9 protein-coding genes are annotated in these 11611 nt (G+C 42.7%); 3 read left to right on the forward strand and 6 right to left on the reverse strand.

Features of this window, described 5'->3' with window-relative positions; genetic code table 11:
• The first annotated feature begins 27 nt into the window (after window positions 1-27).
• Window positions 28-168 carry a hypothetical protein gene (locus A5N85_RS15680; RefSeq protein ID WP_169818648.1) on the forward strand — a complete coding sequence of 47 codons (141 nt, stop codon included), beginning with the start codon at window positions 28-30 and terminating at the stop codon, window positions 166-168.
• Between the two features lie 338 nt (window positions 169-506).
• On the opposite strand, the gene A5N85_RS09405 is transcribed toward A5N85_RS15680, so the two are convergent.
• The 6 genes from A5N85_RS09405 to A5N85_RS17010 all read right to left on the reverse strand — a co-directional run bounded on the left by A5N85_RS09405 (window position 507) and on the right by A5N85_RS17010 (window position 11237).
• Window positions 507-1211: an ABC transporter ATP-binding protein gene (locus A5N85_RS09405; protein ID WP_072576999.1), complete on the reverse strand. Its 705-nt coding sequence runs from the start codon at window positions 1209-1211 to the stop codon at window positions 507-509.
• 10 nt (window positions 1212-1221) lie between these two features.
• Window positions 1222-2469 (reverse strand): lipoprotein-releasing ABC transporter permease subunit, encoded by a 1248-nt coding sequence (locus A5N85_RS09410; protein WP_245935942.1) that lies wholly within the window; start codon window positions 2467-2469, stop codon window positions 1222-1224.
• Complete coding sequence (grxC, locus tag A5N85_RS09415) at window positions 2470-2727, reverse strand: glutaredoxin 3 (RefSeq protein WP_072577000.1); 258 nt, start codon at window positions 2725-2727, stop codon at window positions 2470-2472.
• 23 nt (window positions 2728-2750) lie between these two features.
• Window positions 2751-3158, reverse strand: a complete 408-nt coding sequence (locus A5N85_RS09420; RefSeq protein ID WP_072577001.1) for a rhodanese-like domain-containing protein — start codon at window positions 3156-3158, stop codon at window positions 2751-2753.
• 129 nt (window positions 3159-3287) lie between these two features.
• A complete protein-coding gene (gene ppc / locus A5N85_RS09425) occupies window positions 3288-6056 on the reverse strand; it encodes a phosphoenolpyruvate carboxylase (protein ID WP_072577002.1) in 2769 nt (922 codons plus the stop codon).
• A 492-nt stretch (window positions 6057-6548) separates the two neighbouring features.
• Entirely contained in the window at window positions 6549-11237 is a 4689-nt protein-coding gene (locus tag A5N85_RS17010) for a calcium-binding protein (RefSeq protein ID WP_072577003.1), read from the reverse strand.
• 61 nt (window positions 11238-11298) lie between these two features.
• On the opposite strand from A5N85_RS17010, the gene A5N85_RS17695 reads away from it, so the two are divergent.
• Together A5N85_RS17695 and A5N85_RS17700 are read left to right on the forward strand one after the other, a co-directional pair.
• Window positions 11299-11436: a helix-turn-helix domain-containing protein gene (locus tag A5N85_RS17695; protein ID WP_072577004.1), complete on the forward strand. Its 138-nt coding sequence runs from the start codon at window positions 11299-11301 to the stop codon at window positions 11434-11436.
• The coding region (locus tag A5N85_RS17700) for an IS630 transposase-related protein (RefSeq protein WP_282955997.1) at window positions 11426-11611 on the forward strand (186 nt) is incomplete at its 3' end. The genes A5N85_RS17695 and A5N85_RS17700, both read left to right, overlap by 11 nt.

Genomic DNA, 11611 nt, shown 5'->3' on the forward strand with positions numbered 1-11611 from the left:
CATTGAAGAGCATGGGCATGAGATAGTTTGGTTACCCCTTATAGTCCAGACTTAAATCCTATTGAAAAGATGTGGGCTTGGATTAAGCAAATACGCAAAGAATGGCGGATGGATTGTATTGATACTTTATTCTTTTATCTGCTTTGGATTGGGTTGGGTTTTAGATGATTGCACTATATAGTGCGATCAGCTAAAAAACAAAACATCCTATAGCCCTTATCTAGCCATTCTGGCGGTAGATAACATTCTGTTTTTTAGCTGATTTGACTATATAGCTAACTATCTTTAACTCGCATACAGAATTGGAACGTCTTTCCGTACTAATGTGTGCTATCTGCTACATCTCATCGATTTGTATGTAAACTAAAGTCATTCAGCTATAGCCTTTTTCTTAGCGGAAATTTTAAGAATTTTAACTTTTTTGCAAAGTTCTAAATCTAATAAAAAAGCCAGTCTTATTGACTGGCTTTTTTAAACTTCACCATATTAAAAATAGCTAAACTTACTTAGTTCAATACCGGCGCTTCACAGTGTAATTGACCATGATACAGATAATAACAATGGTCTGTTTGCCGCGCGATATTCATATCATGGGTAACGATAATCATTGCGCTATTTTGCTCTTGTACCAATTGTTTCATTAAAGCGAATACGGCAGCAGCATTATCCGCATCTAAATTGCCCGTTGGTTCATCTGCTAGCAAGCATTTAGGCTGATGCACAAGCGCTCTAGCAATTGCGGCACGTTGTCGCTCGCCACCAGAAAGTTCAGAGGGCTTATGCGTTAATCGCTCGGCAAGTCCCACTTGCGATAACCGCTCTGCAGCTGCTTGCATAGCTAATGCATCTTTTTCACCGCGAATTTTAAGCGGCATAGCAACATTTTCTTGTGCGCTAAATTCCGCTAATAAGTGATGAAATTGATACACAAAGCCCATATATAGGTTACGCATTTTACTGCGCTTAGTCTTAACAGTTTGTTCCGCGCTGACAAAAGGTTGACCACAAAGCCTAATTTCGCCTTGTTGTGGCGTATCTAGTCCTGCTAATAAATGCAATAAAGTCGATTTCCCCGAACCCGATGCGCCAACAATCGCAATGCTTTCCCCTTGATGTAAGCGTAAGTCCACCCCGCTCACAATGGGCAGTGTTTCTCCACGAGATTGATATTGGAAATGCAAATTTTTTGTTTCTAAAATAATATCGCTCACAAGTTTTCCTCTATTCTTGAGAAAGCGCACGAGCCGGTTCGGTGCGGGCTGCAATAATGGCAGGGATAACAGAAAACAGCAAAGTTAAAACGAGCGTAACCACGCTAATCCCAATCACCACCGCAGGATCAATTTTTGCACTTAATTCGCTAATGAAATATAGTTTTTGCGGCAGTTGGTAGCCTGTTGTTCGCTCAATCAGCCCCATAATAGAGGAAACGTTTAAGGAAATAATAACCCCTAATGTAACCCCAATCACCGTTCCTAACACCCCAAAAATCATTCCTTGGGAAATAAAGATTTGAGCAATTTGACCGCGTGTCATTCCCATGGTTCGTAAAATAGCAATATCTCGACGTTTTTCTGTTACAACCATATACATCGAAGACAATAATCCAAATGCTGCCACAATCACAATCAAGCATAAAATCAGGAACATGGCATTTTTTTCCATTTGAACTGCGCTAAAATAAACCGCTTGATCACGTGACCAATCGCTAGCATAAACGTCATAAGGTAAATGCTTCTGAATTTCTTCACGAATATGCGGTGCTTTCATTGCATCATCAACTTTGATTTGATAACCGCTATAGCCATCAGAAAGCTGTAAAAGTTTATTCGCATCTTGTGCATTTATCATCACAAATTGATGATCGAATTGATAATGCCCGCTAGCGAAAGTCCCAATGAAGGTAAAGCGTTTTAAGCGTGGCAATAATCCTGCTGCTGAGGCGGTTGCTTTTGGAACAATGACGGTAATTTTATCCCCCGGCTTCACCCCAAGTTGCTCCGCTAAGCCTTCGCCAAGAATAATATTCCAGCTTCCTTCGGTCAAAGCTTCTCGGGTTTTCTCTGGAATACGCGCAAAAGTATCCGAGATTTTTCCCATTTCCTTAGGTTCAACGCCGTGAATCAATACGCCTTGAAAGGAATTGCCGACACCAATCAAGCCTTGCCCTTCTACATAAGGCGCATACGCTTCTATGCCTTTTATTCCTTTGAGATATTGTTCTGGTTGAAAATCGGGCGGAATATTTTCTCCTGTACTGCTTCGGATAGAAACTTGGGCTGTCATTGATAAAAGCCGATCGCGGACATCACTAACCACGCCATTCATCACAGATAAGACAACGATTAACGCCGCAATACCAATGGTAATGCCAATGACTGCAAGAATAGAGTTCAGTCCAATAAAGTTACTACCACGACGGGCATAGCTATAGCGAAAGCCAATTTTACTCGGGAGAAGCGACATCATTTATTCTGCCAATAATACGTCTAGTTTGCCTTTTTGCTCTAGTGCTTCTAAATCATCGCAGCCACCAACGTGCGTATCGCCAATAAAAATTTGTGGTACGGTTGTACGACCATTAGCACGCTCAATCATTTCATCACGACGCTCTGGCTGTTGTAAAAGATTGATGCTTTCATAGTGAACCCCTTTCTCATCTAATAGCATCGCTGCTCTTTGACAATAAGGACAAGTTGGTTTCATATACATAACAACTTTTTTCATAACATTTTCTCCAAAAAATAAATTTAAACCAAAGGTAAATTATCCGCACGCCAACCGCTAATGCCATCCTTAAGAACGTACACATCCTTAAAACCATGGTTGATTAAAGCTTGAATTTGGTTACGAGCAACTTGCCCAGATTGACAATAAAGAACAACCGCTCTGTCTTTATGCTTATAACTCGTTGCCCAATCATTGAGCTTATCTGTCGGAATATTTTTAGCGCCTGCGATATGCCCTTTTTTATATTCAGCAGCAGGACGTAAATCAATTAAAGTCGCGCCATCATTGATAAAAGCGCTGGCAGTAATATTTGATAAAGCTTGCGTTCTATCTTTATTTCGCATTTCATAAACGACTATCGCTACTAATACGATAAAAAGCAAAGCAAACAAAAACCAATTAGCAACAAAAAATTGTGGAAAAGTCACAAGTACTTCCTTAAAAAATCAAAGAGGCGATTATAGCGACTTCGCTATCGTTTTTACACTGTCTAAGATGTCTTTTCCATTATAGTTATCCACAACTTAGGAATAAATTGTGGATAACTTAGAAAATATTTAACCTGTATTGCGTAATCCAGCCGCAATCGCATTGATGGTTCGTAACAACGGATCACTAATAGCAGCTTTAGCTTGCTCATCTAATCCCGGTGCGCGACTACGCTTCAATAGCTCAATTTGAATATGATTCATCGGGTCAAGATAAGCATCACGCCAACGCAAAGAAGTCGCCAATTCACTTTGATGGGCTAATAAATGTGGCTGATGCAACATCTTATTTAAACCTTCTCGCGTACGCTCAGCTTCCGCCTTAATATCGCTCATAATCGTTTCGCGTAACGTCTCTTGATGACACAGGGCACTATAATGCGCTGCAATATTCATATCTGATTTAGCAAACGCCATTTCCGTATTACTAATAAATGCATTAAAGAAAGGCCATTGTTGATACATCTCATCCACCAACGCTTGCTCTTCATCAGATAAATCCACTAATGCACTGCCCACACCATACCAAGCAGGTAATGTAAAACGCGCCATTGACCAAGAAAAAACCCAAGGAATCGCGCGAATCGTTTGTTTCGTTGGCGTTCCTTTTTTACGATGCGCAGGACGGGAACCAATATTAAGCAAACTAATTTCCGCAATCGGTGTCGCTTCAGAGAAAAACTGATAAAACCCTTCCGTATGATCGGTTAACTGACGGTAGCGCGTCTCACACCGCTCTGCCAACCGCGCAATCATACTTTCATATTGCGCCAATTTAGCAGGCGGCTTAGAAAATTGCGTAGCGCTAGCCTTTAACACGCCAGTTACTGCCAACGTCAGCTCAAATACCGCTGTATCGGCATTGGCATACTTCGCATATAAAACTTCGCCCTGTTCAGTAAACTTAATTTCTCCTTGTAACGTGCCTGGCGGTTGAGCGGCAATCGCGTGATGCGTTGACCCTCCGCCACGGCTCACACTTCCGCCACGACCATGGAATAAGCGCGTTTGCAAACCGTGTGCATTTGCAATCTGAGTAATTGTTTGCTGTGCGCTATAAAGCTGCCAAGCACTGGTTAAAATCCCCCCATCTTTTGAACTATCGGAATAGCCCAACATAATTTCTTGACGGTTTCCTTGCGTTTCCAATAATTGACGATATTGCGCATCGGCAAAAAGTTGCGGTAAAACCGTATCAATCGCCTTTAAATCCTCAATCGTTTCAAACAAAGGCGCGACGGGTAGCGCCGCATAAGGCTGCCCCTGCGCATCTATCCCTGATAAATTTGCGAACCGCATTAAAAACAACACTTCTAACACATCCGCGCCATGGCTTGCCATAGAAATAATATAACTACCAAACGTTCGCTCACCGCATAACGCCCTTAACTCTGCCAACGTCTTCATTAGCGCTAATTGCTCGCGCGTTTGCTCACTCAAATGATCTTGATAAATCAATGGCGCCCCATCACTCACCAATAACTTCCGCAAAACCTCAAAGCGCTCATCCTTACTTAAAGACAAATAATCTGGCAAATTCGGCGCATGGGCAAAAATATCGGCAATCACCTCATGATGCCAAGTACTTTCTTGACGGATATCTAAAGAAGCTAAATGAAAACCACACGTTTTTACCAAGCGAATTAAATCTAAAATTTCACCATTTGCGGCTGTTTTATCGTGATGACATAGCGACTTGCGAATCAAACCCAAGTCCTCCACAAACGCATCTACCGACAAATAAGCGGCTCTTGGCTTAACCTCTCCATTCTTTGCGATATAACGGCGCGTATCCTTAATCTTCGCGCGTAAAATCTCTAACAAACGGCGATAAGGTTCATTTAAATAATCATCAGGATTATAGGCAAAGACCTTACTATCTAAATCCTGATAATGCGCAATCCGCTCCCGCACCTGCTTTGGCACATCAACAATCGTATCGCTATAAACCAACCGACTACGCAGCACCTTCAACGTCTTCTCATAATGCGACAAAATTGTATCAGCATGCATCAATACCGCTTGACGTGTCGTTTCATGCGTTACAAACGGATTACCATCCCTATCGCCCCCAATCCATGAACCAAAACGTAAAAACGGACGTACATCATAACCTGCCAATTCAGGATAAATTTCCGCCAACGCCGCATCAAAATTACGATAAATTCTCGGAATCGCTTCAAATAAACTCGTTTTAAAATAATGTAGCCCATTATTGATCTCATCAAAAACCAAAGGCTTACGCGTACGAATCTCATCCGATGCCCATAACATATCAATAATTTGTCGCACCGCTTGCGCATGACGTCTTTGCTTAGGACTATCCTTCTCAGCAGAAAATAAATCCTCACAAGCCGCATAAACCTCTTGCAACATCGTCATCGTCGTTCTACGCCGTGCTTCCGTTGGATGTGCGGTAAAGACAGGAATTACTCGCAACTGATCCAACATCGTGCGAACCTCTTCCGCACTCATCTGATTTTCACGACATTCGCGCAAAGTCTTTCTAAACGAACCTTCCCACTCATTTGCCCCTTGCTCACGTAACTCTCGACGCTGTTGCGCCAAAGCCGTTTCCTCTGCCAAATTTGCCAAAGAAAAATACAAACTAAACGCGCGAATAATATACTTTAAACATTCCGTATCTGTGCGTGCTATCTGCTCAATTAACGCGCGTAACTTTGCCTCATCAGGATGGGTACGCTGCTCAATAAACCCTTTCCGTAAAACCTCAATCGCAGCTAACGTATCCTCACCGCTATAGGCCGTTACCGTATCGCCCAGCAAATGCCCTAATAACCGAATCCGCTCGCGCAACTGCTCATAACTCACTGGCATAAAAACCTCACAAAAAGAAAACTGCGTCGTATCTTATGCTTGAGATAAGCCATTTGCAAATACCGCTATAGCCAACTTCCCAAAAAATACATACAACATTAACTCAACATCCAATTTGAAAACAGCATGCTATCTACAAGTACGGTATACATCTTTTTGGGAGCCCTGCTATATAACGCGACTCTCAAAAACAAAACTGATTTATCAACAAAAGCGCTAATCAAAATTGGAGACCTTTGCAAAACCCCTAAAAATAGAGAAATTTCAATTTTTCAAATTTTGAAAATATATTAAAATCATGGTGTTAATTTTTCTACTGGTAGCAAAAATTAGTGTAAAACGGAATTTTGTAAAGGTCTCAATTGATAAAACATTCTCTCTTTTAGAACCGCATATTCTCATCACACCTACCTTCCTCATTACCCCCTAATAAAATAAAAACCGATGACAAAACATCATCGGTTGTAAAAACATACTACTCCGTACAACTTATCACACAATCTCAATCCCACTGACATAATCTTTTATCTGCTGATAAGAATAACTCTGGTCATTAAACACAAACTTCTCAATCTTGCCACTAGCAAACCAGCTCGACCAATTTTTAATCGTAATACCATCCTCGCTATCCTTCGCATGAAGCATTAAATTGCCATTTTGATGCGAGAACAACACATCCTCCAAACGGAAATCCGTTAACACCAAAGTATCCTGCCCGCCACTATCGCGAATCACATCTTGCCCATCGCCGCGCGCAAACACATACACATCATCACCAAATCCGCCATAAAGCCAATCATTACCCGCCCCACCGACAAGCCTATCATTGCCCAAACCGCCTTCTAGCGTATCCTCTCCAGCGCCGCCATCCAACACATCATTACCGATACCGCCGACCAAATGGTCATTCCCACCAAAGCCAAACAATTCATCATTACCGATTAAGCCGCGCAACGTATCATCCTGCTCACTGCCGAAAATCCTATCATCACCAAAGCCCCCAAACGAAAGCCCCTCGCTCACCTTCGTATTTTCAGGAACATTCACCGTAACATCCAAATTCAGCGTCGCACTCGCCCCATGCGTATCGCTCACCACAATCGGCACATGATAATCGCCTGTTGACACTGGCGAAGCGCTCAACGCCCCATCTGTGGTAACATTCATCCAACTTGGCGCCCCCTCACCCAAAGCATAAGAAAGCACATCGCCGTCCGCATCAATCACACTATCGCTAGGCAATTGAAAATGCCAATCCTCGCGCAAAGTCAGCGATTGCGTCGGAATAGGCGTTTGCACCTCTGGCGCATGATTGATAAAAACAATCTCCAACGGCACCACTTGGCTCACCTCACCGCCCTTACCATCACTAGCAATCAAGCGCGCCTCATAAGCGCCCGCCTGCTTAGCCACCCCGCTTAAAGTCCGCGTATCCGCATCAAACACCAAGCCCTCTGGCAACCCCTCCATCCGATAGCGCAACACATCGCCATCGGCATCCTTAAATAACGCCGCTGAAAACACCACATTCAGCGCATTCTCCGTATCCCCTTGCACCGCAGCAACCGCCTCATTCACCACAGGCGCATGATTTACAGGCACAACCGTTAGCGAAACCAGCTGCTCCGCGCTTGCGCCATGTGCATCACTAGCAATCAAGCGCAAATGATACTCACCTGCTTGCGCAACCGTTCCCGTTAGCGTGCGCGTATCCGCATCAAACGCCAACCCTTGCGGCAAACCCTCCATCCGATAGCGCAACACATCGCCATCCGCATCACTAAATAACGCCTCTGAAAATACCACATTCAGCGCACCCGCTACCGTTCCCTTAATCGCAGGCGCTTGCTCTGCCACTTCAGGCGCATGATTTTGCGCTTGCAAAAACAAACCATAATCACCATCCGCAAAATCCAAAATCTGCACCTTACCCGCCGACCCCTGATGAGAAAGCGTAAGCGTATCGCCCTCAAGCGCTAAACGATACCCACCATCGCTCACCCACTGATTAGGCGCATCCGCATCTACCAACCAACGATAGCTAAAAATCAAGCGATTATCCAAATAAATCAAATCCACACCGCCATTTTCCGCACCGCTACCCGCATCCTTCAAGACATCTATCGAGCCATCTACAAACTCATCGGCATAAAAATAATAATTATCCGCGCCTTCTCCGCCCTCTAGCCTATCGCTCCCCGCACCGCCAAAGAGCGAATCGCGCCCCTTACCGCCATAAAGCCTATCATCGCCCGCACCGCCTAATAACGTATCATCCCCGCTAACACTCACATCGCGATTATCATCGCCCCATAAAATATCATCCCCCTCACCACCGTGAAGATAATCATCTCCATCCTGCCCGATGATTAAATCATTACCCGCACCCCCATACAAATAATCACTCGCGCCACCCTCAGCAACACGATGCTGCGACTGACCATCTACATTCTCAGCAGAAACCTGATAATCCCCACTTACCGCATCAATAGAAAGCACCCAATCAAACGTAGGAACTTTTGGCACTCTCATATAACTCAAAGGTGCTTTATCAAAAGTATTCTTTTCAGTATTAAACGTATAATCATAAGCGCTAATATAAGCAGGCGTCCAATGCGGCGAAATCCAAGGACTTGGCGAAGGCATATACGTTGGTGGAGAATAAGTGTTAATAGAAGCATATTTTGGACTAAACACTACCTCACCATCGCCCAAAATCACATCATCACCTGCGCCACCATAAACTACATCCACACCCGCGCCACCATTGATAAAATCGGTCCCCTGAGCGCCATAAAGCGTATCCATTCCCTCACCGCCCAGCAGCCAATCCCCCTTATCCGCCGCCTGAATCGCAAATGCCGCTGCCTCATCATCAGCATAAATCACATCATCGCCCGCGCCACCATGAATCAAATCATTGCCAGCCCCGCCAAAAATATGATCATCATCCGCCCCAGTTGCCTTACCTTGCGCCTTAGCACTACCAAAAATAATATCGTTACCCGCATCGCCATACAAATAATCCGCATAGCCACTGCCATAAACCACATCATTGCCTAAACCTGCCTGCACAACGCTCTCTTTTGCCCCCAATAACATAATGCTATCGAGCTTATTACTACCCGCTACAGAAAAATGCTCTCCACCTGCAATCACACTGCCAAACTTATGCTTCACCATCTCTAAATGCCGATACTCAAACGACGGCACGTCATCGCCTTCATCCGTTAGCGTTAACCCCAAGCCTTGCCAAGAATTCGCCTTTTTATCGCCTGCTGAAGACACGCCATGCCCATGAGCTTCACTTAAGGTAAAAAATTCCTTAATCATGGCACTTGAACCATCATATCGAACCGCTAAATCCTTTGTATCCTGCTTTTGAATAGCGCCTAAATCACCCTTGCTAGAGAGCCACAACACTTCATTCTCTACAGGAGCAACAAATGCCTTTTTAAAAACCGTATCAGTAAAATCTAAATTTTCCTTCCCTTTAAAAACTAACTTACCCGATAAATCCACATCAAGCACCGTATCATGGTCTTGAATATAGTAAGTATCAAAACCAAGCCCACCTTCTAAATAATCATCGCCTTTACCGCCATCTAAAACATCATCGCCTGCACCGCCAAAAAGATGATCTTTTTTATCTCCGCCAACCAAATGGTCCGGCGCATCTTCGCGGTCAGAGCCGAAGAGAACTTTTGGAACATCGTCCCGTCCTGGATAAGTATAATAAGCCTCTTCTCCCACAGAAATCTTAGAATCAACATCATGATAATAACGATTTGGAATAGCATTAGTCGTATTATCTGCGATGAAATTATGTAGCATAGCAGCACGATCTGTTAGATAGGTTTCTGTAACATACGGTTCATGAATGGCCTCTCGAACCACATTTATATCCTCTGAAGACCAAAGTTTCAGCTTAGATAGCGCATCTTTTAAAAGACTATCCTCTTTGTAAAGCGTATCACTGTTTACAATAAATGGATTTAGCTGTTTCAAAGCATAACGAGCAGCCATCGTTTCATCGTAGGCAACATCTTTTGATAACGCCGTTTGTAAAATGGATTCATCAATCAAACGAAAGCGAATATCCAAATGTTCTTTTTCACCTTCTTTGTCAATATATTCCTTGATAGCATGAATTTTGTTATGTAATGCTTCTCTATCATTGGCTGTGATTTGAACATTTTCATTTAATGGAAGAAAAGCACCTAATTTATTCACCACCGTTTCTAAGGTCAATGTATCATCTTTACTGCTCGCCTTAAGCATTGTATTCATCATTTTTAATAAATCTGCAATAGGCTTTGTTTGCAAAGAAGCATCTAAGCGAGTGAATAACTCAATGACCGTCATTGTATCGGTCATTTGAGTAACGGTATGACCCAATTTTTCGGTACCACTTTCTATAAATAGCTCTGGTGTTGCTCCAGGTTGCTTTAAGCCAACCTCCCAGTTATTAGCGGTTACATCTATATTTTTATCACCAATAAAATTGGTAATTTTATCGGCATCAAATTTATCTTGACCGCCAAGCGCGGCAAAAAACTGCTGCACATTTTTATCAGCATATGACGACACAATACTCGTTTCTCTACCAAAACCAGCACCATTTATCATATAAGCATGTTCAACCACATCAGCAAATAAACGTGAAAACGCAGCAGATAAATGCCCGCCTAAACTATGCCCTGTTACAATCACCTGCTCTGGATTTATTCCTAAACCATACGCCCTTTCATCATGATAGACATTGTCAGACTGAGCAAAATTGATAGCATAAACAGCACCGCCATTTACTGTTTCATCAATAACATATCCCATCTCATGCGCTTGCTGATATATCTTTTCAATCTGTTCTTTAATCAATATATCCGCTGGTCTATTACCGGGAATATTTTTTAATTCAATTAACACATTCAGTTTGTTACTTAAATCATCAATAACAGTAGCTGTTGCTACAGTATAAGATTGTCCTTTAGGCGCTTTTATTTGTTGCCAAAAATTATACATATCAATAAGTTGCTTATGCGCCAAACCATCAAAAACAATATCTTTAATATCTGTTGGCAAGATATCCTCAAAAAATCCCTGTGTTCCTTTTAAAGCAACAACATACTTCTTATCCTCTTTACGCTGAAATATAGTCAAATCACTTATAATCCAATCCATCCAAAGCAGATATAAAGAACAACTTGTAGTAGAATTATCAAAAACAAACTGAGCATATCCTATGACCTACTGCAGCCAATTCCGACAGAAAATTCTTAACGATATTGCTAATGGAGAAACTTGGCGCGCTGTTGCAAAGCGCTACAAGATCAGCAAATTCACCGTCTATAGCTGGATTAAAAATCCCCATCTTTACTGAGCGTAAGCCCTCAAAGATTGATGATGAAGCCTTGCTTAAGGATATTGAGCAGTATCCTGATGATTACCAATGGGAAAGCGCTAGACGTTTTAATTGCTCGCAATCAGCGATTTGTTATGCTCTAAAGCGACTAAAGATAACGCATAAAAAAAGATTAACCAACATCCAAAAGCCG

The sequence above is a fragment of the Suttonella ornithocola genome, from assembly GCF_001889065.1.
Classification (GTDB): Bacteria; Pseudomonadota; Gammaproteobacteria; order Cardiobacteriales; family Cardiobacteriaceae; genus Suttonella_A; species Suttonella_A ornithocola.

Bases quoted from the DNA above. Each gene is read 5' to 3' on its own strand.
- A5N85_RS09410 (WP_245935942.1), bottom strand. From the start codon at position 2,469: ATGATGTCGCTTCTCCCGAGTAAAATTGGCTTTCGCTATAGCTATGCC.
- A5N85_RS17010 (WP_072577003.1), bottom strand. From the start codon at position 11,237: ATGGATTGGATTATAAGTGATTTGACTATATTTCAGCGTAAAGAGGAT.
- ppc (WP_072577002.1), bottom strand. From the start codon at position 6,056: ATGCCAGTGAGTTATGAGCAGTTGCGCGAGCGGATTCGGTTATTAGGG.
- grxC (WP_072577000.1), bottom strand. From the start codon at position 2,727: ATGAAAAAAGTTGTTATGTATATGAAACCAACTTGTCCTTATTGTCAA.
- A5N85_RS17695 (WP_072577004.1), top strand. From the start codon at position 11,299: ATGACCTACTGCAGCCAATTCCGACAGAAAATTCTTAACGATATTGCT.